Below are 22,403 nucleotides of genomic sequence, written 5' to 3' on the forward strand. Positions count from 1 at the left end.
CGATGCGTACCCGCCTTGCCGCTGCGGCAATCGTCGTTGCCACCGCCACCCTCGTGCTTGCCGCGGAAGCGGCAGCGGCAGTACCGGCTCCGAACCCATCACCGACGCCGTCGCCGTCGCCAAGTGGCCCGGCCAGTGAACTCGACTGGGGACCGGCACGACCGTCGGTCGGAATAGGCATCGGCGACTGGATCACCGGCCAGATCAACGCCTGGTTCGGCAACCTCGTCGCGATGTCGATCAGGCCGCTGCTCGACATCCTCGCCAGCTCGCTGCTCGCCACGCCGGACGTATCCGCGAGCGGCAGAGTCTTCGACCTGTGGAAGGCGACGGCTGCCATCGCCAACGGCGCCTTTCTCGTCCTTGCCACGATCGGTGCCATCGCGGCCATGGGCTACCAGACCGTCCAGACGCGCTATGCGGTCAAGGAGGTCCTCCCCCGCCTGGGCCTGGCGATCCTGGCCGCGAATCTGAGCTTCTTGATCTGTGGAAAGATCATCGAGGTCTCGAATGCCCTCTCGGGCGCTCTGCTCGGGCAGGACTTCGATGCCAAGCGGGCGGCGACTTCGATCCGGATGATGATCCTTCCGCCGAGCAACAACCAGATCTTCTACATCCTGCTCGCGCTCGTGGCGATCATCCTGCTGATCCTGCTGGTGATCACGTTCATCATGCGCAGCGCGCTGGTGCTGCTGCTCGTGGTCGCCTCGCCGCTCGCCATGGCGTGCCACTCACTCCCCCACACCGATGGCGTGGCTCGCTTCTGGTGGCGAGCGTTCACCGGACTCCTGCTGATCCAGGTCGCCCAGTCCCTCACGCTCGTGCTGGCCATGAGGGTGTTCTTCAACCAGGACGGGAGGCTGCTCCTCGGCATCGAACCAACCGGTCAGCTGATCAACTTCACCCTGGCGATCTGCCTGCTGGTCATCCTGGTCCGCATCCCTTCGTGGATCTTCCGGCAGATCTTCATCCAGGGCGGGCGCGGCTCCACCATCACGCGGATCATCAAGTACGCCATCGCCGCCAAGGCCACCGCACCGGTCCTCAACGCCCTTCGCCTCGGGCGCGGCGGGACAGGCGGAGGCGCGCCATCGAAGAGGGCCACCGCGCTGACGATGACCAGCAAGGTCGTCGCAGGAGCGATCGGTGGCCCGGCCTGCACCGCTGCCTCCACCGCCATCACCGCATCGACGGCTGCCCGCAGCGGCGCCAATTCCTTCAAGCACGCACCGACCGGAGCACGCCGTCCCATCCGAGCTGAGGACTGGGAACCGGCACCGGTCAAGCACGCACCCACCGCCCCACCGGTGGCCGGCAAGTATCGGCCGACACCAAAGCCGCAGGAGCCCATCCGGCCCACGACACCGGTTTACGGCTATCCGCGCGAGAGCTTCTATGCGAACGGCCCAGCCGGGCTCGGCCAGATGAATGCCCTGCGCAGCAACTCACGACTCGCGATCGAACCTCCGCGCACCGGCCAAAGTCCCGTTCGCCCGATCGTGCCGCCCGACGCCCCGATCCCCAGCCAGGCCAACTGGCCGGAGAACCCCGGCGCTCGGCGTACGCCACGGCCCAGGCCGCGCCCGCGCAAACCGCGAGGCGGTGACAGCAAATGAGCTGGGGGGAATCCATCGCGCGCATCCCTGCTGACGTCGAACAGCCCGACAAGATCCTCGGCTCGTTCACCGCCCGGCAGGTGGCCATCCTCGGCGGGACCGGCGGCCTGCTCTACAGCGCCTACATGGCCGTAGGCGACCGTGCACCGCTCATTGTCTGTGCTGCCGTCGCTCTGCCCGTGTCCGTCGTCGGAATTCTCCTGGCGATCGGCCAGCACGACGGCGTCTCGCTCGACCGCTATCTGCTGGCCGCCATCCAGTTCCAGCGCTCCCCCAAGCACCTGGTCTCCGTGTCCGAGGACATTCCCATGCCGCCCACCTGGATCTCTGCCTCCGCCGGTCCTCAACCAGCCTCACTCAAGCTGCCCGCGCGAGGCGTCGCAGGCGACGGGCTGATCGACCTCGGCCCGGACGGGGTCGCCGCCGTCGCCGAAGTCTCTACCGTCAGCTTCGCCTTGCGTACCCCTGATGAGCAGGACGCCCTGGTGGCCGTCTTCGGCCGCTGGCTCAACTCCCTCTCCGGCCCCGCCCAGGTCCTCGTCCGGGCCGAACGCGTCGACCTGTCCGACACCATCGGCGCGCTGGAGGACAACGCCCGCCGGCTCCCCCATCCCGCGCTGGCTTCCGCCGCCCTGGAACACGCGGACTTCCTGGCCAACCTGTCGGCCCGGCATGACCTGCTCCGCCGTCAGGTGCTGCTGATAATCCGCGAGCCGGCAGTCGGTGCCAACGGCCGTGACGCCGCTGCCGCTCGGGCGCTGCGACGGCTGGACGAGGCATCGCGGGTCCTGGGTGCTTGCGGGCTCACCACGCGGCTCCTGGATGCGCGCGCAGTCGGAGCTCTCCTGTGCTCCTGCTTCGACCCCACCGCCCCGGCCCTGCCCGAGGACGAGATCGCCCTCCCCGGCGAGGTCATCACGCGAGGAGACCAGTGGTGAAGATCCGACTGCCTCGCCGTACGAACACCACGGCCAACGGATTCGGCCCGGACGTCGTCCAGGTCGAAGCCCGCCGCCTGCACATAGGGGCGAGCGTCTGCGCAACGCTGGCGATCATCGGCTACCCCCGCGAGGTCGCTCCCGGATGGCTGGAACCGCTGCTCACCTACCCCGGACGGTTGGACGTCTCGCTCCACATCGAGCCGGTGCCCTCGCTGGTGGCCACCGATCGCTTGCGTAAGCAGCTCGCCCGGCTGGAGTCCGGGCTGCGCTCCGACTATGAGCACGGCCGACTCCTCGATCCCGGCCGGGAGGCAGCCGCGGAGGATGCTCAAGACCTCGCCTCCCGGCTGGCCCGCGGCCAGGCCAAGCTGTTCCGCGCCTCGATCTACCTGACCGTACATGCCTCCACCGTGGACGACCTCGAGGACGCCTGCGCGCAGGTGCGAGCCCTGGCCGCCTCTCTGCTCCTGGACGCGCGCCAGGTCGACTTCCGCCAGCTGCAGGGATGGGTGTCCAGCCTGCCTCTGGCCTACGACAACTTGGCCATGCGCCGAACCTTCGATACTCCGGCGCTCGCCTCGGCCTTCCCGTTTACCAGCCCGGACCTGACGACCGAGCTCGGCCCCACCGCCGTGCTCTACGGCGCGAACACCTCTAGCGCCTCCCTGGTCGCCTGGGACCGCTTCGCCCAGGACAACCACAACTCCGTCATCCTCGCCCGCTCCGGCAGCGGCAAGAGCTACCTGGCCAAGCTCGAAGCCCTGCGCTCGCTCTACACAGGCATCGAGGTCGCGATCATCGACCCGGAAGACGAGTACGCCCGACTTGCCAATGCCGCCGGCGGCGCCTATATCCATCTGGGAGCACCCAAGGTCAGGCTCAACCCGCTCGACCTGCCACCGAAGAACCAACGCGGAGACGACCCCCTAACTCGACGAGCGCTGTTCCTGCACACTCTCATCGCGGTCATGCTCGGCGAGCGGCTGGACAACGCCGGGAAGGCGGCGCTCGACCGCGCCATCCTGGCCACCTACCGCCAGGCTGGGATCACCCATGATCCCCACACCTGGAACCGCCGCCCGCCGTTGCTCCGCGACCTCGCGGCCACCCTCAGCAAGGACAGCGATCCCAAGGCCAAAGAGCTTGCCGCCGGGCTCGCGCCGTACGTCACCGGCAGCCATCGCCAGCTCTTCGACGGCCCAACCACCACGCGCCCCGACTCCCATCTGATCGTCTTCTCGCTCCGCGACCTCCCCGAAGAGCTCAAAGCCGTTGGAACGCTCCTGACGCTGGACGCTGTCTGGCGCCGCGTCTCCGACCCGTTCAACCGGCGCCCGCGCCTGGTCGTGGTCGACGAGGCCTGGCTGCTCATGAAGGACCCCGAAGGCGCCAAGTTCCTGCTGCGCATGGCCAAGGCCGCCCGCAAGCACTGGGCCGGCCTGTCCGTCGTCACCCAGGACGCCGCCGACCTCCTGGGCTCGGAGATGGGCCAGGCGATCGTCGCCAACTCCACCACCCAGATCCTCCTCCGGCAGGCACCCCAGGCCATCGACAAGGTCACCGAGGCGTTCCGGCTGTCCGACGGGGAGCGGCAACTCCTGCTGTCCGCCGAACGCGGCACTGGGTTGCTCACAGCCGGAGTCAGTGGTCAGCGCTGTCCGCTCCAGGTCATCGCCAGCGCTCGCGAGCACGACCTCGTCACCTCCTCGCCGCAGGAACTTGCCGAGTTCGAGGAGGCGGACCTGTGATCTACGACTGGCTCGACGATCCCGACGCCGTCTTGGATGAGCTGGCGGCCTGGCTGCTCCGGCACGCCTGGGAGCTCGGCGCGATAGCGATCAGCGCCACGATCCTGTTCATCCTGGTGAGAGCTGCCGTCGTGCGGCTGCGCCAGAGCTACCTCACGCGCAGCTCTCGGTGTGTCGAGATTCTCCCCCCGCCCGTGGCCAACCTGCCCGGTGCCGAAGCGCTCTGGGGCAACCTGATCGGACTGCTCCGGCCCGCGTGGAAGCGCCTGCTCCTCGGCCAACCTCATCTGGCCTTCGAGTACCTCTTTGGGGTCAACGGCATCCGCATTCGGCTGTGGGTGCCCGGCTGTATCCCCCAGGAACTCGTCGAGCACGCGATCGAGGCCGCGTGGCCGTCGGCGCGCACCCTCATCCACGAGCCCACTGCCCCTGTCCCGCTCGACGGGCAGGCTGTCGGCGGACAACTCGTTCTCGCACGGAGCGAGCGCCTCCCCATCCGCCACGATTTCGGAACCGACCCACTACGCGCGATCAACGGCGCGGCGGTGGGCATGCCGTCCTGGCAGCACGCCGCCGTTCAGATCCTCGCCCGACCGGCGACCGGACGTCGGCTGACCGGTGCCCTCAACGGTCCCTTCCGGTTGGTCCGACTGCTCTTGGACCTGGTCGTGCCAAGCGCCGGCAAGCCTTCGACTCCTGACCGCCATGTCCGGCTGGAAGAGTCCGCGGAAGCCCGTGCCATCCGCGACAAGGCTCATCGCTCCCGCTACGAGGTCGCCGTCCGCTACGCCGTACAGGCAGACCCCGCGACGTCCAAAGCGCTCGCCGGAGTCCGCCGAAACGGCATCACCGGACGCGCCCACGCGATCGCTGCAGCCTTCGCCCTCTACAGCGGCCACAACCGACTTGAGCGATGCAAGCTGCTCCTCTCAGCACATCGGCTCGCGTCCCGGCGCATGGGCCGCGGATTCCTGCTCTCGGTGCCCGAACTGGCAGCACTGGCGCACCTCCCCCTGGACGCCGCCGTCCCAGGTCTCCAGCGCGCAGGCGCGAACAGCGTCCCGCCTTCCCCGGCGATCTCGCGAACCGGCAAGGTGCTCGGCTTTTCCGAGTCCGGCCACGAACGCCCCGTCGCCCTTCGGGTGGCCGACTCCTTCCACCATGTGCACGTCATGGGCCCGAACGGGACAGGCAAGTCCACCCTGCTGGCCCAGATGATCCTTTCCGACGTCGAAGCCGGCCGCGGCGTGGTCGTGATCGAAGCCAAGGGCGACCTGGTCCGCGACCTCCTTGGGCTCATCCCCGAAGAGCACGCCGAGAAGGTCATACTGATCGACCCTGACGACCGTCACCCCCGTCCATCCCTCAACGTCCTGGGCGGCGGCGACCAAGCCATGGGCGTGGACAACCTCGTCGGCATCTTCCACCAGATCTACTCCGACTACTGGGGACCCCGCACCGACGACATCCTGCGCGGCTGCGCGCTAACCCTTGCTCGAAACGGCGGCACCCTCGCCGACGTCCCCGAACTGCTGTCCAATTCCGCCTTTCGCCAGCGCCAGACCGCCCGCATCGAAGATCCGCTCCTGATGGGCTTCTGGACCTGGTACACCGCCCTGTCTGACCAGGCGCAAGCCCACGTCACGGCGCCCATCATGAACAAGCTCTGGGCGTTCCTGCTGCGCCCGTTCGTGCGCGACGTGCTCGGTAGCGTCGAGTCCACCTTCGACCTCGGCGATGTGCTCGACGGCGGCATCCTTCTGGTCCGCCTACCCAAGGGCGTGATCGGCGACGACACCGCCCGGCTGCTCGGCTCCATGATCCTTGCCCAGGTCTGGCAGGCCGCCTCCCGCCGCGCCAAGATCGACCACCCGCGCTCCCCTGCCGCCCTCTACGTGGACGAGTGCCACAACTTCCTCACCCTCCCGCACGCCCTGGCGGACATGCTCGCCGAGGCCCGCGCCTACCGGGTCTCGCTGGTGCTGGCCCACCAGCACCTCGCCCAGCTTCCCCGCGAGCTGCGCCAGGCCATCTCCTCCGATGCCCGCAACAAGATCTACTTCTCGCTCTCGCCCGAGGACGCCCGCGAGGTCGAGCACCACTTCAGTCCACACCTGACCACACACGACCTCAGCAGCTTCGACGCTTTCCAGGCCGCCGCCCGCCTGGTCGTCCGTTCGGCAGAAGCGCCTCCCTTCACCCTGCGCACCCGACCCCTCCCTGAGCCAGACCCAGGCGTCGCCCGGCAGATCCGGGTCGTCGCCGCGCGGGCGCATGGCCGTACGGCCAGCGCCACCACCCGCAAGCCGGACGGCCGGCACACCCTCTGAAGGAGACCCACCATGTCCATCACCCGCTTCACCCCACGGATGCTGAACGCCCTTGCGATCCGTCTCACCGACCGCGACCGCCAACTCATCCGCATGATCCGTGACTTCCGCGTGCTCACCTCGGCCCAGATCGCGGAGATCTACTTCGACTCCGCAGACTCCGCGCGCAAGCGGTTGCTCGTCCTGTCCCGCATGGGCGTGCTGGAGCGATTCCGCCCCAATCTGCCACCCGCCATGGGCACGGCGCCCTACCACTACGTGATCGGCGAGACCGCCGCCGCGGTGCTCGCTTCCGAAGAGGGCGTCGACCTCGCCGAGTCCGGCTACCGGCGCGACCGAGTGATCGGCATCGCCTTCAGTTCCAGCCTTGGCCACACAGTAGGTGCCAACGGCATCGCAGCGAGCCTGTACGGCTACGCATGCCGTCATCCGGAAAGCGAGCTGACCACATGGTGGCCTGAGCACCGGTGCAGGACCGAGTGGGGACCGATCGCCCGCCCGGACGCCTATGGCCGGTTCCGCGAGGCCGGCCACAGCATCGACTTCTTCCTGGAGTACGACACCGGCACCGAGACCCTGGACCGCGTCGCCCGCAAGCTGGACGGCTACGTGGAGCTCACCGAGTCGAGCCGCATCGTGACCCCGGTGCTCTTCTGGGTGCAGGGAGAGCGGCGCGAGGCCAACCTCCGCAAGAAGCTCAAGCACCATCCAGCCCGCATGTTCGTGCCCATCGCCACCGCCTATCCAGTTGCCGCGCCCGGCCTGGTTGATGACGGCCCGGCTGGCGCCTGTTGGTTGCCCACCGACTCCGACGGCCCTCGGGTACGGCTCGCCGAGCTGGCGTTGCACTGGCCGGGGCTCGGACCGCAGACGGCACCCGAGGAGGCTGACGAGTGATCCTCGAAGCGGGACTCCTCAAGGCCATCGCCGCCGGCGGCGGGCTGGTCTCCTCGGTCGCTCTGATTGCCGGGATGACCGGCGGAGGTCAGTACGCCTCTGCTCAGGCCGACCTCGACAAGCTCGCGTCGGTGGCCTGCACCTACACCGAGCAGACACCGGAACGGATCAAGCAGCCCGCGAAGGTGGCGCCGAAGGGCGGCCTCGGGCTCACGGCCGAACAGCTCAGCAACGCCCGGACAATCGTGGAGACAGCTGAAGACCTGGGCCTGCCGAAGCGAGCCGCAGTCGTTGGCGTGGCCACAGCACTGCAGGAGTCGTATCTCAAGAACGGCGTGGTCGGGGACAATGGGCAGGCCTACGGGATCTTCCAGCAGCACCCCCAGCACGGCTGGGGGACCCGAGCACAGGTCACCGATCCGAAGTACGCCGCGCGGAAGTTCTTCTCCCGCCTGGTCAAGGTCAAGGACTGGGAGAACAAGCCGCTCACAGTTGCCGCGCAGACAGTCCAGCTATCGGCCTTCCCTTCGGCATATGCCAAGCACGAGGGGCGCGCCGAGCGCATCGTGAACGCGCTCGGCGAGAGCGAGCAGGCACTCACGCCTTCATCGGTCCGCCGTGACCCTGTGGACCTCTCCGCCGAGGACGCGCGGATCGTGGGTGCCAGTCTCGAAGCAGCGATCTCGCTCGGAATCCCCCGGACTGCGGTCATTGCGGACGTGGCCGCAGGACTCCAGAGCGGCTATCTGCCAAGCGTCACCGAAGGAACCGATGACCCGACGAAGCTCGCCGAGCAGATCGTCAACAGCGTCGCCGGTCGCCTGTGTACCGAGCTCTCCAAAGAGAACGCGGTTCTCGATCCGAAGACCATGGAGGCCGTCGGTAAGGCAGGCCGCGGTGCGGTGGCGCTCAAGGCGGCACTCAAAATGATGGGCGTGCCTTACTCCTGGGGAGGAGGCGGTCTCAGCGGCCCGAGCTTGGGGATCGGACGGGGCGCTCGAACTAAGGGCTTCGACTGCTCCGGGCTCGCCGAGTACGCCTGGGCCAAGGCTGGCGTGAAAGTCGGGGGTCATACGTCGACTCAGTGGAACGCGGGTACCCGAGTGCCTCGCTCCCAACTCAAGCCGGGCGACTTAATCTTCTTCGCCACCAACCCGAGAGACCCATCCACCATCCACCACGTGGCGATCAACATCGACGGCAAGCGCTACGTGCACGCGCCCTACACCGGCAGCACGGTGAAGGTCGACGGGTGGACGGCCATGCGCGAAGCGGAGTACGCGGGAGCCGTACGGCCTGGGTAGGGCCCAGCGTACGCTGGAAACGACCGCTCCCACCTTTCTTGGCCGAATGGGACGAGCAGGTCCGGGCAGGGTCGCCCTCCGCGGCGACCCTGCCTACTGTTTGGACCTCCCCGTCCGATACGGGATCATGGGTCCGTGACGCTGGACACTGCGTGGGCTAGGCAAGAGCTGAAGGGGCTTCTCGATCTCATCGAGCTGCGAGTTCGCAAACAGCCGCCGACGGCTCTGGCCGCAGGCAAGCCCGTGATGTCGTACGCTCCCCGCGAGGAAATCATTGCCTCTGTCCAGGTCGGCGAACAGATTCTTGATCGCATCTTGCCTGGCTGGCGTTCAATGAAGGGAAGCGCCCTCGACGAGTGGAAACGTCACAGGGAAGCCACCCAACGAGCTCTCGTTGAGCTTGATCGTCGCGAAGAGATCGCTGAGAAGCTTGGGGACAACGCCCCGAGGCTGAATGCCCAGCATCTTCACCCGTGGGTGTGGGAGCCGGCCAGGCCGTACTGGACTTCAGGCTTCTACCGTGAAGCCATACGCTCAGCTGCTGTCATGGTCAATGCAGAGACATCGAAGAAGGTCGGTCGAGTGGATATCTCTGAAACCGACCTCTTCAAGCAAGCCTTTAGTGTCAAGGATCCTGAGCCGGGGAAGCCGCGACTACGGCTGAGGCCCAATGATGGATCTCAGACCTGGATAAGCGAACATTCCGGCGTCATGGCGTTCGCCGAGGGCTGCTATCGGGGAATCCGGAACCCGTCCAGCCACGTCGTGCAGGATGAGTTGCCGGAGTTCGAAGCACTTGAGCAACTTGCTGCCTTCAGTGTGCTCGCACGCTGGGTTGATTCCGCCGCCGTGGTAGAGGCTCCCTAGTTGGCTGAAGCTGACTCCTCGAGCAGCTTGAAGCCAGGCATTGACTCGTCGGGCCGGACCCCAACCGTAACCATCTCCGGCTCGCCGAAGACGGGCTCACCGTTCGGTCGGCGGGTATACGGCACGCGGCCGTAGTCGACGCCGTCCTGGCGGTCGAAGCTCATCCAAGTGATCGCTTCCTGCTCGCCCTCCCGCAACGGGTGATTGGACACAGCACGGCTCAGGATCGCATCCGGAGTGATCACCCACACCTGGGGGACCGCGAGCACCCACCGCACGGCGTCGATCTCCCGCGCTTTGGCAGCCGCCCGCGTTTCGAACGCGGCGGCCGTCTCGTCATCTCGCAGATAGTCATAGTCGCTGAGGACAAGAAGACGCTCGCTCTGCAGAACGACAATCGCCGGGCACTCGCGTGCCAGGATGGTCACCTCGAGCCGGCCGACCGCATCGAAGAGCAACGCCGCTGTTTCGTCGTTCATGTCGCCCTCCGCAGTCGCCGGACAGTGAGATCCTGTCACGGGTACGGCTACCTGTCAGGGCGGCAGCCGTACCCGGAACGAGTTCACGCCGCGCGGGCGAACACCGGCCGGTCGATCACCTTCTCCAGGGTCTGGAGTGTCTCGCGGTCGAGTTGGTCCACACCGCCGGTCACGGCGCGGAGGTAGTTCCGCTCGACCCGGCCAGCGCCACGCACGATCTGCTCGTGCTGCACGTAGGTGTTGACCGCCTGGAGCACGCCCCAGCCGGTACCTGACCAGGGTGCGACGCGGTTGTCATAACGCCAGAGCTTGATCAGGCTGTCTCGCTTGTGCTCGGCCAGAGTCCGGGACCGGCCGAACTCTGCGGGGATGGGGGCGTACTCGTCCAGGAAACGCGACCACTGAGCCGGGCTCACGGTGGTCTCGCAGAGCCGCTTGACCTGGTCGGCGAAGGTGTCGGCGACCTCGTACACGATGTTGAGGGCATCGCGGGCTTCGGCGAGCCGGAGCTTGGAGTGACGAGAGTGCTTGATCTTGACCTGCTGGCCGCGTTCGGCGAGACCGGCGGCCATGGTGTTGTCGCACACGATGTTGGTCACAGCACGCTTGAAAGTGGTGGCCAGTGAGCCGTCGAAGGACGTCGCGCCGAACAGGTTGGGGCGGAACTCCACCCCCTCCGGCGTGCGGATGTTCTCAAGCACCTCCACCGAGACCCAGGCAACGGCACCCGAGCGCAGCAGGCCCGCCGACCCGATGGACAGGTCATCATCGAGCAGGCGGGCGATCGTGCCCAGGAGCCATTCCCGGTACGGATGCGGTTCGTAGCCCTCGGAGAAGATCCCCATGACGTGCCCATTGTCGCTGCGGAGGATGGCCTGACGATCGGGGATCTCGGCGAGCCCACCGCTCACCGGGTCCTCCACGTAGATCGGCCGGCTCAGGGCTTCCCAGGCGAACAAGCGCCGCTCGACGTCGGCGACCGAGATCGGGCCGGGATAGTGGTTCGGTTCGGCGCCCTGGAGGCTGGCCCGGTAGTGCCAGGCCGTACCGCGCTTTTCAGTGAAGCCGATCAGGGTGTTGTCGTTGAACCACTGCAGGGATTCCTTGGACATTTCTCCTCCAGACATGAAGAAGGCGCCGGGCACGGCCCGGCGCCGGGGAACGGGGTTGGTCAGCTGGAGACCGGGGGAAGGACGGGACGGGCGCCCAGGGGGTTTTCGCGGGCGAGTTCGGTGATCCTTTCGGCCAGCTCGGCGAAATCCACATCGCAGAGCGGCCCCGGATCCATCCCGACGTTGAGTGCGAAGGCGATCATGTTGGCGAAGGAGTAGCTCGGATTGACCGCGAGAGCCCGTTCAACGGCGATGCGGGCAAGAGTGCCGTTGCCCGACCTCAGGGTGAGAAAGGCAAGGTTGGTGGCGGGCGCGGGCACGAACTCCGGCTCGACCCGGCGGGTCACCTCGGTCCAGAAGCGCTCGGAGACGTCATCGCCGTACTCCCGACAGAACGTCATGGCGATGTCCCGGACGAAGATGCCGGTCAGCAGCACGCTCAACCAGGCGAGTTCCTCTGCGGGGATGGCGCGCCCGGCCTGGACGTGATCGAAGCACTCCCTGATTCGCTGGAGTCCCTCAGCGAACCAGTCCATGTCCGTGTCGGCCTTGTCTGCACGCTTGCGCGCGGCCAGAGTTGCCACCCGGACCGCTTCGCGCCCGGGACCGGTGTCGTGGTCCAGACGCTGGCGAAAGGTGTCTCGATCAGGCAGGGCGGTGTATCCGGCCAGGATGGCGCCGAGTGCGGCGGAGTTGCTGGCCACGTCGTACGGCACGCCGTCGGGAGGGCAGCACTCCGGATAGGGGCAGACGTAGGACCAGTAACGGCCCTCATCGCACCGTAGGGCGTCCATGATCTCGACACCGGCGGTTGACAGGGCAGTGAACACGCCGTCCATGACTGGCGTGACCAGCGCCCCCGGTCCATAACCGAGCAGCAGGGCGCGCGGGTTCGCGTGCTGCGTGCTCACGCGGGCGCACGAATCGGCCAGCGTCGGGGTGTCTGCCGAGTGGTCCGGGAGCTCGAAACGGGCGACGCCCTTGAAGACGTCGCCGTCGAACATCACCAGGACGAGGCTCTGCGTCGGATGGAAGCCCAGAAGGTAGGGCACCACAGAGATGAAGTCGGCGGGGTCGCTCAGGACGATGGCACCGAAGCTGGAGTCAGGGGAAGCGGGCATGGGTGTCCTCCAAACATGAAGGAGCCCGGCCGACTTCGACCGGGGCTCAGGAGAGAGGTCAGCAGCGCTCCGAGCGGACGCCGCCGCGCGGCCCGAGGAAGATCCTCATGTCAGGCCAGTCGCCCCCAGCACGGGAGCCGTAGAGCAAGATCTCGCAGTTCTCACCCACGCAGGGCGTGAGGACACGAGACGGGTCGCGATGAACGAACGCGAATGCAGTCGTCTGCCAGTAACCGTGGAGGTATCGCTCGATCAGCTTGTGCTTCGCGTCCGCGAGAGAAGCGAACTCCTCCAGATCGTTGTCGTCCGGCAGGCTGTAGCCAGACCCGCCCCACCACAGGCCATACCAACGGGCGGCCATGTCAGCGCTCTCGGCACGCGGGTGACGGGTGATCGCCGCCGCAGTAGCCGCAGAGATCATCCATCGCATACAGCGAGAGATCCTCCGCGAACTCATCGCGCCAGTCGAGCTGAGTGCGCGTGTAGACGTCGAAGTACTCCCGGTCCGTGTCACCGGGGCGGAGCGTGAGGTAGCTCAGCACGGTTCGGGCAGCGCTGATCAGTTCTGCGGCGGTGAGGACGGCGCCTACACCTGACGTGATGTCGGAAGCGGCGAAGATCGTGCGGTTCTTCCGGGAGAGCCGGTAATGCCAGCGGATTCGCCCGTCTTCGGTGCGTCCGGCTGGCCAGAGCTCAAGCTGGTGATCGTGGTCGATGGGCCATGCTGCCAGGAGCCGAGAGGAGATCCTCCAGCCCTGAGGCAGTTTCAGGCCGTCCAGAGTCGGCACGGACTGTACCTCCTTCGGGCATAAGGGAGCCGTCCCGGGCGCGCGGGCGGCGGTTCTTGGGGCCAGTCCTTCTGCAACGCCGGACTGTGGCGCGGAGCCTCGCGTTCGTCCGCGTTGTTCACACGGCGCCGATCGCTTTCGCTCTCACTTAAATACGGGGCGCCGTCTCGTCCGAACGTCCGCTGACCTGCAGGTTTATCCAAGAAATGCGAGAGCCCCGGCTGCGCGGCCGGGGCTCTCAGAGGCACTGTGTCAGTCGTTCGCAGGCGACTCCGTGCCCGTGTAGACCATGCTGCTGCGAGCGTCGTCAAGGCGCTCTGAGAGCTCTTGGAGCTCCGTGCGCGCCGCGTCGCGCACCCGGATCACCGCGCGGCGGGAGCCGTACGCGCCGCCGTACTCCTCCTGAGCGACGGACGCGAAGATGCCCGCGCGTCCGAGGTCTTCGGCTGCCTCCGCCTTGCGGAGAATCCGGCGGAGGGTCGGAAACTCATCCCCCTGCCCGAACGCCTGACGGAAGATCTCCGCACTGTGCTGAGCCGCAGAGAATGCGACAGCGGCACGGGCGAGGTTGTCCACGTGTGGGACTCCACGCATGAGCTGAGCGCCGGGGGTACCGTCGATCTCCTCCGGCGGGACGTCCACGCGGTAGCCGTTGCGCGCCGCCGCGTCCCGAACCGCCCACCGCTGGAGGGTCAGGCGCGTGATGAACAGCTCTCCGCCGTCGCGCCGTACGTAGATCCACCCGTCGCCCTCCGGGGCCGGCTGGCACGTGCTCAGGATGTCGCGGAGACGCTGAGCGAAGAGAAGCACCGCATCCTGGTTGACGTCGTCGGAGGCGTCATCAGTGCCGTAGGGCGCGTAGCCGCCCTTGACGATCGTCGCGCTTCCGTCCATCCGCTTGCGCGAACGGGTGGCGTCGACTGTACGGCAGTAGCCGCGCGCGAGCTTCCGGATCTGCAACCAGTCCTCCGGCGTTATACGCGCCATGTCCTCCGGGAGGAGGGTTGCGCCGGGCACGTTTACCGGTACGAACTTACCGAAGTCGAATTTCGCCATTGTTTCGCTCCGATCCCTTTGGCGCACTCCGGAAGGCGCCGCCTTTCTTGGCCAATTCAATTACATCAAAGAATGGAGATCGAATCAATGGATTCCATGGTCGAATTTGGATGTTTTCGCAAGTCAAAGCCATGATCAAAGAGGCAAAGACATATTGAATAACGAAAAGAAATAGAACAAGGCGACCAAATGAGAATGTTGCCGACCGCTAATTGCCGATTACCAAACTAGTTCCATTCACGCCGCCACCCTGCTTCTATGGGCGGGTCCCCGCACTAAAAGTCGGGGCGGCCCAGGGAACAACGAACCGCCACCCCACCTGGGGTGATGCGGAGGCAGCCCCCACCCACTTAGGTAGGAGGGGTATCGGGGCAGCTAGGGGGAAGCCAATCGGGAAACCTAGTTGCAGTGCTTCTTGGCTCGAAGACCTAGCACTGGTATTGCAGCCACCTTCTCAGCTGGCATGCTCGGCCAGATAAGGCCGGCGGGCCGAGGCGACGGCGGACACACAATGATGTCCTTTTCGGTGACAATCAGGTCAACACGGAAGTCGTGCTCCGCTTCGGGCAACGGCTCGTCCACCACCTGAAGTGAATGGACGGTCGTCACAATTAGTGTGCGGTCGCTGACGAGACCATCCTCGATAAGAAGAGCCACCTCAATATCCGAATAGCCTGCGCCCTTGCCCAGCCGTGCCCCTTGCCGATTCACCGCGACGGTCCCGCACACCACGAGGTCAATCGGCCGCATCGCTTCGGTGCCCACCCGCGGGCTACTCTCGGCGGCCACTCGACTACTCGCGGCTTCCGCCGGCGCCAGAGCCGTCTCAGCAGGATCGATGAGATAGAACGGTTGCACCGTAGCGATCTTCGGGACCGCCATGTAGAGAAGCTTGCCCTCAGCGAGTGCTCTCGCGCGCACGGGGAGCTGCGCGGTGTCGGGGTTGGCCTTGACGGTTCTCGCCACCCGCCACGGCTCCGTCGTCGCGAGGAGCTCAGCAGCACCGGCAGAGCCGACGAAGTCCGGGATGTAGCCGCGGGCGTCAGGAGTGGAAACTCCAGCTGCTATGAGAACAGCCCACACCCGCTCCCGGACAGCATTCTTCTCGTCGTCGACGCTCATACGGCAACCTCATCACGTGGTCATGAGTGCGAACAGCCGATCGCTGATCTCCTGCACCCAGGGTTCGTGCCGCCACGGCGCCAGCTCGCGTCCGGCCGTGAAGACCACGTTCATCCCGCCTCCACCGCGGGTCTCCTCAACCAACGCGATCGCCTGGTGGAGTGTCCCGCAGGCCTCTTCCAGCTTGCCCTGACGGATGTAGGCCAGGGTGAGATTGCCCAGGACAATCGCCTGCGATTTCCGCCACTCGACCAGGCTCCGCGCGGTCCGAGTGAGGATCTCCTCAGCCTTGCCGTTCACCCCGAGGGACAGGTAGCAGGAGCCGGCAAGCCGGTCGAACTGCGAGGCCGAGAACATGGCCAGAGCCTCGTCGTCGGGCCCGATGGAGGCGAAGCTGTTCTCGGCCGCGCCCAGCGAGTTTTCGCACTCGCGGCGCTCCCCGAGCATGGCGTGGGCTTCACCGACATGCAGGTGGCCAAGACCAGCGAGGACATTGCTCACGGGTCCGCTGAGGAGCGCGGTCTCCTGACAGAGCCGAAGCCCCTGCCGAGGATCTTTGGTCCCGTAGAGAGCAACGAAGCCCTTCCTGAGCTGTGCATGAGCCTCGAGGATCGGCTCCGAGGTCTCTCTGGCCGCGAAGATCGCCTGATCGAAGTACCGCACCGGCACCACGTCGTCGCGGCGCTGGGAGGCGTCCCAGACGAGCTGGCCCATCAACGTCGCCGACTCCGCCACGGAGTAGGCGAGTTCACGCCTGATCCGCCCGCTCCGCGCGTAGCCGTACAGGAGAGTGACCTGGCTGTGGCACTGGCCGGCGGCGGCCAGGAGCGATGCGGATGGGGCGGTGTCGTACTCGGCGCTGAGGCGTTCGATGTCCTGCGCAAGACGGGCAACCGTCACGAGGTCGACGGAGTAGGGGTTGCGCAGGCTGTAGGCGAGGCGCTCATCGTCTTCGGCTGGTGAGGCGGCGAGCACGAGGTCTACTTCGTCGAGCGTCAGTTTCAGGACGGCGGCCAGCTTGGGGCGCTGCCAGGGCCTGGGTTCGGTCTCCCCGCTTTCCCACCGGACGACGGTGGAGCGTTCGACGCCGACGGCGTAGGCGAGCCCCTCTTGCGAGAGCCCGAGCGTCTTGCGCCGTTGTGTGAGTTTTTGTCGTCGTATCGCCACGCTGGTCGCTCCAGTCCGGGGAGTCGACAGGAGTTCTTACTGAAGTATTCCCCCTTTCGCCGCAGGTTGGAGGCCCCAATGCAGCATTGATGCGTCATTCATGCACGCTTCCGCTGTGGAGCCTCGGACTACTTCCGCGTTTCCTTCAGGACCATGACGAGCTCCCTGAGGAGTGCCGTGCTGTCCCGGTCCTACACCTTGTCACCGGTCCAGGGCGCGGTCCCCGCCGCGCGTACCTGGGTCCGGCAGATGCTCGATCGTTGGGGGCTTCAGCACTTCACCGAGCGTGCCGAGTTGCTGGTCTCTGAACTGGCCACGAACGCCATCAAGCACGCCAAGGCTGACGGAGCCCCGATCAGGGTGACGCTGACCTACGAGAACCACACGTTGCTCCTCGAGGTACACGATCGAGACGCGAGCAGCCTGCCCGTCCCTCAGCAGCCCGTGATCGATGAGGAAGGTGGGCGTGGCCTGTTCCTCGTGGAGGCGTACGCAGATCGCTGGGACGTGAAGACCACCGCGTACGGCAAGGCGGTCCGGTGCGAGCTCATCGACGGGGAGCCGACATGACCGAGCACAACGGCACCTGTCCGTACATCGACATCACAGTGCCCAGCATCGCGCGCATCCACGACTACCTGCTCGGCGGTAAGGACCATTTCGGCGCCGACCGGCAGGCGGCCGAGGAGTTGAAGCTGACGATTCCCCGGATTACCGAGAGCGTCTGCGACAACCGAGCATTCCTTCGACGAGCCGTCAGGCACCTCGCCACACGGATGGGCATCCGGCAGTTCATCGATATTGGACTGGGTCTCCCTACTCAAGGGAACACGCATGAGGTCGCTCAAGACGCCAACCCTGATGCGCGGATCGTCTATGTCGGCCAAGACCGCATGGCAGTCACCCACTCGCGCGCTCTGCTTGCTCGACGACCCGGTGTGGCTGCCGCGCTCGGTAACCCCCGAGATCCTGACTCGATCTTCGCCAGCCGGGAGCTTCACCGGCTCATAGACCTGGACCGGCCCACCGCGGTTCTGCTCGTGGCTGTCCTGCACTGCCTCGAAGATCCGCTGCCAATCGTGGCTCGCGTGCGGGAGTTGATCGCCCCGGGCAGCTATCTCGCTATTGCAGAGGCCGACTCGCCGCTGGAGGTAGAGCACTACTTCACCGGTATGCAATTGCTCAACCCGGGAATCGTCGACGTTCGCGTGTGGCGGCCGGAGTTGGACGTCGCAGGTCCGAGTACGCTTCCCCTCTTCCACGGCGGCGTAGGACACAAGCCGCTGCCGTGGGCGGTGGCGACATGATGCCGACGCCGAGTTGCTTCAGCCCACATGTCCCGCCGCCAACAGCTGACTCCGAGGCCTTGGAGTGGGACCTGCCGATCCCGTCGCAGCGCGTCCGAGTGATCAGCTGGACCTGCGACTGTCGCGCGCCCGTCTACGAATTCTGTGCTGCTGGAGGCCGCTATTTCGTTCGACGGACTACGGCCGGCTCGGTTCGAGAAACCGCCCGGTGGAGGCGCAGGCAAGCTGAGGATTGTTGGTCAGCGCTGCTCAGCGGCAACGCACATTGAAGCCATTTCAGCGGGTCTCAGTGTTCCGACGGGTCGCGCGGCCCGCTGCGACCGAGCCGACGCCGGGCGCGTGGCTGAACTGCTGGCGGGTGATGGCGATTTTCGTTGTGGACCTGCCCGATACCGAGGCTAACGTCGCCGAGTTCAGCCGCGACAGCGCGGGCGGGTATGAGACTGCCAATGGAAGCAGCTCTTTGGCAGATCAAAGCCGGTCATTGCGCGATATCGGCAGCCAAAGGGGAAGGGGGTTCGGTACGGCCACCGTCCTGCCGTAGCAGAAGGAAGCATCCAATGGCTGTTACGTACCGGCGACGTTGCCCGCGTACCGTCGTCGCGGTTCTCCTGACCGCGCTAAGCGTCCTGGGCATCGGCGCCTGCTCTACCGGTTACCGCGACGCGGGGGTCCCCGCCACCCAGCCAGGCGGCGGCAAGGTCGCGATCACCGTCTGGGCTCGCCAGACTTGGCTGCCGAGCGAGAACTCCGCGCTGCAAACCGCGGTCCAGGGGTTCAACGCGAGCCAGCAGGGCATCACCGCTGAAGTTGGTGCCGGAGGCGGAGTACACCAAGACGATCGAGGCCGCCAGCGCCGCGGAGTTGCCTGACGTACTGGAGTTCGACGGATCGAATCTTGCCAGGCTCGTCTACGACAGGAAGCTGGGCCCGATCGACGCGTTCGTCTCGCCCTCCACCCAGTCGAACGCGACCGCGGCCATGCTCGCCCAGGGCACGATCGACGGCAGGCTCTACGGGCTCGGCCTGTTCGACGCCGGTCTGGGCGTGTGGGGCAACAAGAAGCTGCTCGACGCGGCGGGCGTGCGCTACCCGTCCGGTCTGGGCGACGCGTGGACGGCCGAGGAGTTCACCGGCGCGCTGGCCAAGCTGGCCGCCAAGGACCCCGACGGCAAGGTGCTCGACCTCAAGGAGAACTACGGCTTCGGCGTCGGCAGCGAGTGGGCCACGTACGCCTTCGGCCCGGTGGTCTGGTCGTCCGGCGGCAACCTGATCGAGGACGGCAAGGCCGAAGGCGTGCTCGACACGCCCTCGGTGGCCAGGGGTCTGACCACCGTGCAGGGCTGGAAGAAGTATGTCGACCCCGACCCCAAGGGCCAGGCGTTCGTCAACGGTGACGTTGCGCTGTCCTGGGTCGGTCACTGGATGTACCCCGCCTATGTCAGAGTCTTCTGGGAGGACCTGGTGCTGTTGCCGCTGCCCGACTTCGGCAACGGTGTCAAGACCAGCCAGGGTTCCTGGGCCTGGGGCGTCAGCGCGGGGAGTGCGAACGGCAAGGCGGCGGGCGCCTTCCTGGACTACCTGCTCACCGACAACGTCGTGGTCTCCGTGACCGCGGCCAACGGCGCCCCGCCCGGCACCAGGAGCGCCCTCGCCAAGAGCAATCTGTACCAGCCCGGCGGCAGACTCTCCCTGTATGCCGAACAGCTGCGCAGGACCTGCGGCTCCGGCCCCGTCACCGCGACCTGCGTGGCTGTACCCCGGCCGGTGACCGCCGGTTATCCGGTGGTGACCCGCGAGTTCGCTCAGGCTTTCAAGAGCATCTACGGCGGCGCCGACGTAAGGGCGAGCCTTGACCGGGCGGCCGAGGCCATCGATATCGACTACGCCGGCAACGACGGCTACCGGATCTCCTGACCACGGGGCTGTACCGCGTCAAAACGGATCGACGCCTTGACGCAGAAGGTGCGAGAGGGCGGGCGAACGGTCATCTTGGTCCCCGCGTTGCTACGTTCCGCTTGGATCGGCCCGTGCTCGCCTTGGCCTGTGGAGATCGGAGGGACGACGGAAAGAGCGCGTCGTGTCCACGTTGACCGTCACTTGGGAGCCTCCATTTCACGCAACACCGGCTATTGGTGAGGCAGCGTACGCCGTGGGCCGGACACTATCGTCCTGAACGCCTGGAGGCCGCTTCGAACATTTCGGTAAGTTCGTGCTCGGCAGCACGGCTGACGCGCAGTCCGAGGGAATCGAGTTCCTGGCGTAGTTGCTCAGCAGTCCGCCGGGCGTCGGCGCGTCGGCCCAACCTGAGCTGAATACGAACGATCTGGAGCGGGGTCTCCTCTATGCCGGGTTCCAGTCTGCGTGCTCGATCAAGAAGAGCTATGGCCTCCTCAGGAGCGTCGTTCTCGCGGAGAGCAGCGTAACGACTCAATGTGTCGGCCTGGGATCGTGTCATCGCGTAACGATGCTCATCCACCCACTCCGACTCCAGTCCTTTCAGCAGCTCCCCACGACAAAGGGAAGCCGCCTTGGAGAGTTCCAACGCGCGGGCTGCATCATCGGTGGTCATCCTCGCCTGTTCCAGCGCGGCAAGGTAGTCATGGAGGTCGACGCTGATCAGCGCGGGGTCCATCCGATAGACGGCGGTTCGTTTGGTAGTGGAGGCGCTGATGAACGGGGCCGTCTTGGGGTCGGGATTCGCATAGCCGGTGGCCGTGATCAGCGCCTCACGTAGGTGTCGCAAGGTGTTGTGCACGTCCTTACCGACCTCGTCGGGCCATAGCGCGGTCGTCAACTGCGCATTGGTCGCGCCTTCGGGGTGAAGGGCAAGGTAGGCGAGGGCGTTCAGCTGAAGCCAACTCAGATCGATAGGGGTAGGCCGGTCACGGACCTGGACGAGCGGCGGTCCCAGGATCGACAGGCGGACGAGTTCGGGCCCGCGCCATGTATCCACACCTTGTGGAAGGACGGCGACCTTTTCCGCAGCCGCTGGCGGCTCCACAAGCTGGTGCAGGTGCTGGGCAGCCTCGGTCTGATCAAGGTGGTAAGGCTCGACACCGAGCAGCACCTCGGAGAGCGGGCCATCCGCTGCCGCGACTCGGTGATCCTCAGCGACCTGGCAGGTGGTTCCAGGTGGCCATTCGCCGAGGACGATCACCCCGGTGCCAGTCATCCGGCTGGACACCAGCAGTGCACCGATGGTCGTGTAGAGCTCGTCTTCCGGACCGGACACCAAGACGACCGCGGGCAGCACCTCGCTCGGGTCCTGGTCGCGAAGCTCGTGAATCCCGCCGGTCTCGCGCTCGACGACCACGCGACGCATGGAGAAGTGGTGCTCCTCAAATGTCCTGAACGCCGACTCCACGGAATCGGTGACAGTGAGGCCGGGGACATTTGGGGGCCTGGCGCCGTAGAGGTCCTGAGCAACTGCCTCGCACATGATCACCTGCGTGCGGAAGTTGTGGGCCTGCCGTACGAGATCGTTCACGAGGTAGCGCACCACGCCATGAGCACCCGGGCCGGTGAATCCGAGGCCCAGTCCGGAGAGGTCCGTCCGTACTCCGGCCGCTATCGAGATGGCTTGAGGGACGTTGATCGTGGCCTGCCGCCGCTTGAGCAGGTCGATGTCCGACGGACGTGACTCCCCTTGTTCCATGTGGGCCTGCAGATGCGCCCGCCGGATCTCTTGTACGGCTGGCGTCGGCTCTGGCTCGAGCATCTCCCGCTCAGGCGCGGATCGGGTACGACGGCGCTGGAAGCGGGCGGCGACATAGGCTGTGGTGATGCCGGCCACGTAGGCCAGGGTCACCAGGGAACCTGAGGGCAGGCGGATGGCGATCAGCGCATGATCGGCATGTTCTTCGGTGCTGGCCGTGGTCTCCGGAGGAGCTAGGCTCGGCGGCCCGGGAGTCGGTTGAGGAGACGCGACAACCGGTCTCGGCTGGTGGCGGTGTACGAGCTTCTTGCCGGGAAGCGTGAGCCGCCAACCTGGGTGGATCAGATCGGGATCTCTGAAGACTCGCCCGTCGACCTGCCGGTGGTGGGCGTTGAGCTTCCAGATGCGCGGCCAACGCCGCGGATTGCCGAGCTGGCGATCAGCGATCTTCCACAGGGTGTCGCCTGCTTTGACCTTGTAGACCTTCGGCACAGGAGCCTGTGGAGTGCGTTCCGCTGGAGCCGTGGCGACAACTTGCGGCGACGCCGGCGAGGCTAGTGCGGCGGGTGCACTCACGATCAAGGTCACGGACGTGATCAGGTAGGCGGCCAGCCGTCGCATGCCCAGCAGATCCGGCATCCCGATTTCGGCATGTCTGAACTGGCGCAGGGCCTCAACGATCAGAGTGACGACGAACCAGGCCCAGGCTCCCCAGGCCAGGTATTCGAGCACGCCGATCAGCAGCGTGCCGTCGTCGGGGCGGCTCAGGAACGCGATGATCTGGTCCAGAGACGGGAAGCCGTCCGGGATCGGAGAACCGGCTACTGCGTACAGGCCGACCGGGAAGCCGAGAACGATGCCGCTCAGCAGCGCGATCGCCACAAGGCCGC

The 22,403-nt window shown here is 66.4% G+C and carries 19 protein-coding genes; 10 read left to right on the plus strand and 9 right to left on the minus strand.

Annotated elements, in window-relative coordinates:
* The first annotated feature begins 2 nt into the window (after positions 1–2).
* From ACFXJ8_RS26440 to ACFXJ8_RS26470, 7 genes are all read left to right on the plus strand, one after another.
* Positions 3–1,616: a conjugal transfer protein TrbL family protein gene (locus ACFXJ8_RS26440; protein WP_379646646.1), complete on the plus strand. Its 1,614-nt coding sequence runs from the start codon at positions 3–5 to the stop codon at positions 1,614–1,616.
* Positions 1,613–2,554, plus strand: coding sequence for a PrgI family protein (locus tag ACFXJ8_RS26445; RefSeq protein ID WP_379646647.1), 942 nt, complete (start codon positions 1,613–1,615; stop codon positions 2,552–2,554). Before ACFXJ8_RS26440 ends, ACFXJ8_RS26445 begins: the two co-directional genes overlap by 4 nt.
* Complete coding sequence (locus ACFXJ8_RS26450; protein ID WP_379646648.1) at positions 2,551–4,305, plus strand: VirB4 family type IV secretion system protein; 1,755 nt, start codon at positions 2,551–2,553, stop codon at positions 4,303–4,305. Before ACFXJ8_RS26445 ends, ACFXJ8_RS26450 begins: the two co-directional genes overlap by 4 nt.
* A complete protein-coding gene (locus ACFXJ8_RS26455; protein ID WP_379646649.1) occupies positions 4,302–6,635 on the plus strand; it encodes an ATP-binding protein in 2,334 nt (777 codons plus the stop codon). The genes ACFXJ8_RS26450 and ACFXJ8_RS26455 overlap by 4 nt, the downstream gene beginning before the upstream one ends.
* Before the next feature lie 12 nt (positions 6,636–6,647).
* Positions 6,648–7,532: a replication-relaxation family protein gene (locus ACFXJ8_RS26460; RefSeq protein WP_379646650.1), complete on the plus strand. Its 885-nt coding sequence runs from the start codon at positions 6,648–6,650 to the stop codon at positions 7,530–7,532.
* On the plus strand, positions 7,529–8,836 hold the full coding sequence (locus ACFXJ8_RS26465) for a C40 family peptidase (RefSeq protein WP_379646651.1): 1,308 nt from the start codon (positions 7,529–7,531) through the stop codon (positions 8,834–8,836). Before ACFXJ8_RS26460 ends, ACFXJ8_RS26465 begins: the two co-directional genes overlap by 4 nt.
* A 135-nt stretch (positions 8,837–8,971) precedes the next feature.
* Positions 8,972–9,703 carry a TIGR02391 family protein gene (locus ACFXJ8_RS26470; protein ID WP_379646652.1) on the plus strand — a complete coding sequence of 244 codons (732 nt, stop codon included), beginning with the start codon at positions 8,972–8,974 and terminating at the stop codon, positions 9,701–9,703.
* On the opposite strand, the gene ACFXJ8_RS26475 is transcribed toward ACFXJ8_RS26470, so the two are convergent.
* The 8 genes from ACFXJ8_RS26475 to ACFXJ8_RS26510 form a co-directional block, all read right to left on the minus strand.
* On the minus strand, positions 9,700–10,182 hold the full coding sequence (locus ACFXJ8_RS26475; RefSeq protein ID WP_379646653.1) for a hypothetical protein: 483 nt from the start codon (positions 10,180–10,182) through the stop codon (positions 9,700–9,702). The genes ACFXJ8_RS26470 and ACFXJ8_RS26475 overlap by 4 nt on opposite strands.
* 83 nt (positions 10,183–10,265) lie before the next feature.
* Positions 10,266–11,294 (minus strand): DUF932 domain-containing protein, encoded by a 1,029-nt coding sequence (locus ACFXJ8_RS26480; protein WP_379646654.1) that lies wholly within the window; start codon positions 11,292–11,294, stop codon positions 10,266–10,268.
* Between the two features lie 59 nt (positions 11,295–11,353).
* Positions 11,354–12,415 carry a DUF4192 domain-containing protein gene (locus ACFXJ8_RS26485; RefSeq protein ID WP_379646655.1) on the minus strand — a complete coding sequence of 354 codons (1,062 nt, stop codon included), beginning with the start codon at positions 12,413–12,415 and terminating at the stop codon, positions 11,354–11,356.
* A 58-nt stretch (positions 12,416–12,473) separates the two neighbouring features.
* On the minus strand, positions 12,474–12,776 hold the full coding sequence (locus ACFXJ8_RS26490) for a hypothetical protein (RefSeq protein ID WP_379646656.1): 303 nt from the start codon (positions 12,774–12,776) through the stop codon (positions 12,474–12,476).
* A 1-nt stretch (position 12,777) separates the two neighbouring features.
* Complete coding sequence (locus tag ACFXJ8_RS26495; protein ID WP_379646657.1) at positions 12,778–13,203, minus strand: hypothetical protein; 426 nt, start codon at positions 13,201–13,203, stop codon at positions 12,778–12,780.
* Between the two features lie 252 nt (positions 13,204–13,455).
* Positions 13,456–14,259: a hypothetical protein gene (locus ACFXJ8_RS26500; RefSeq protein WP_379646658.1), complete on the minus strand. Its 804-nt coding sequence runs from the start codon at positions 14,257–14,259 to the stop codon at positions 13,456–13,458.
* A 399-nt stretch (positions 14,260–14,658) separates the two neighbouring features.
* Complete coding sequence (locus ACFXJ8_RS26505; RefSeq protein ID WP_379646659.1) at positions 14,659–15,381, minus strand: 5-formyltetrahydrofolate cyclo-ligase; 723 nt, start codon at positions 15,379–15,381, stop codon at positions 14,659–14,661.
* Positions 15,382–15,393: 12 nt separating this feature from the next.
* Positions 15,394–16,548, minus strand: coding sequence for a helix-turn-helix transcriptional regulator (locus ACFXJ8_RS26510; protein ID WP_379646660.1), 1,155 nt, complete (start codon positions 16,546–16,548; stop codon positions 15,394–15,396).
* A 153-nt stretch (positions 16,549–16,701) separates the two neighbouring features.
* Between ACFXJ8_RS26510 and ACFXJ8_RS26515 the strand changes: the two genes are divergently transcribed.
* From ACFXJ8_RS26515 to ACFXJ8_RS26525, 3 genes are all read left to right on the plus strand, one after another.
* Positions 16,702–17,118, plus strand: a complete 417-nt coding sequence (locus ACFXJ8_RS26515) for an ATP-binding protein (protein ID WP_379646661.1) — start codon at positions 16,702–16,704, stop codon at positions 17,116–17,118.
* Complete coding sequence (locus ACFXJ8_RS26520; RefSeq protein WP_379646662.1) at positions 17,115–17,855, plus strand: SAM-dependent methyltransferase; 741 nt, start codon at positions 17,115–17,117, stop codon at positions 17,853–17,855. Before ACFXJ8_RS26515 ends, ACFXJ8_RS26520 begins: the two co-directional genes overlap by 4 nt.
* 813 nt (positions 17,856–18,668) lie before the next feature.
* Positions 18,669–19,772 (plus strand): extracellular solute-binding protein, encoded by a 1,104-nt coding sequence (locus ACFXJ8_RS26525; RefSeq protein WP_379646663.1) that lies wholly within the window; start codon positions 18,669–18,671, stop codon positions 19,770–19,772.
* A 247-nt stretch (positions 19,773–20,019) separates the two neighbouring features.
* Here the strand turns inward: ACFXJ8_RS26525 and ACFXJ8_RS26530 are convergent, their stop codons facing one another.
* The gene (locus ACFXJ8_RS26530; protein WP_379646664.1) at positions 20,020–22,395 is read right to left on the minus strand and encodes a LysM peptidoglycan-binding domain-containing protein; all 2,376 of its coding nucleotides are present in this window, start codon (positions 22,393–22,395) and stop codon (positions 20,020–20,022) included.
* Positions 22,396–22,403 lie beyond the last annotated feature (8 nt).

It is taken from the genome of Nonomuraea sp. NPDC059194, from assembly GCF_042754765.1.
In the GTDB taxonomy this organism is placed as follows: Bacteria; Actinomycetota; Actinomycetes; order Streptosporangiales; family Streptosporangiaceae; genus Nonomuraea.

Coding starts and splice junctions, on each gene's coding strand:
- ACFXJ8_RS26445 (WP_379646647.1), top strand. CDS start 1,613: ATGAGCTGGGGGGAATCCATCGCGCGCATCCCTGCTGACGTCGAACAG.
- ACFXJ8_RS26480 (WP_379646654.1), bottom strand. CDS start 11,294: ATGTCCAAGGAATCCCTGCAGTGGTTCAACGACAACACCCTGATCGGC.
- ACFXJ8_RS26500 (WP_379646658.1), bottom strand. CDS start 14,259: ATGGCGAAATTCGACTTCGGTAAGTTCGTACCGGTAAACGTGCCCGGC.
- ACFXJ8_RS26475 (WP_379646653.1), bottom strand. CDS start 10,182: ATGAACGACGAAACAGCGGCGTTGCTCTTCGATGCGGTCGGCCGGCTC.
- ACFXJ8_RS26515 (WP_379646661.1), top strand. CDS start 16,702: ATGACGAGCTCCCTGAGGAGTGCCGTGCTGTCCCGGTCCTACACCTTG.
- ACFXJ8_RS26485 (WP_379646655.1), bottom strand. CDS start 12,415: ATGCCCGCTTCCCCTGACTCCAGCTTCGGTGCCATCGTCCTGAGCGAC.
- ACFXJ8_RS26490 (WP_379646656.1), bottom strand. CDS start 12,776: ATGGCCGCCCGTTGGTATGGCCTGTGGTGGGGCGGGTCTGGCTACAGC.
- ACFXJ8_RS26520 (WP_379646662.1), top strand. CDS start 17,115: ATGACCGAGCACAACGGCACCTGTCCGTACATCGACATCACAGTGCCC.
- ACFXJ8_RS26440 (WP_379646646.1), top strand. CDS start 3: ATGCGTACCCGCCTTGCCGCTGCGGCAATCGTCGTTGCCACCGCCACC.
- ACFXJ8_RS26505 (WP_379646659.1), bottom strand. CDS start 15,381: ATGAGCGTCGACGACGAGAAGAATGCTGTCCGGGAGCGGGTGTGGGCT.
- ACFXJ8_RS26460 (WP_379646650.1), top strand. CDS start 6,648: ATGTCCATCACCCGCTTCACCCCACGGATGCTGAACGCCCTTGCGATC.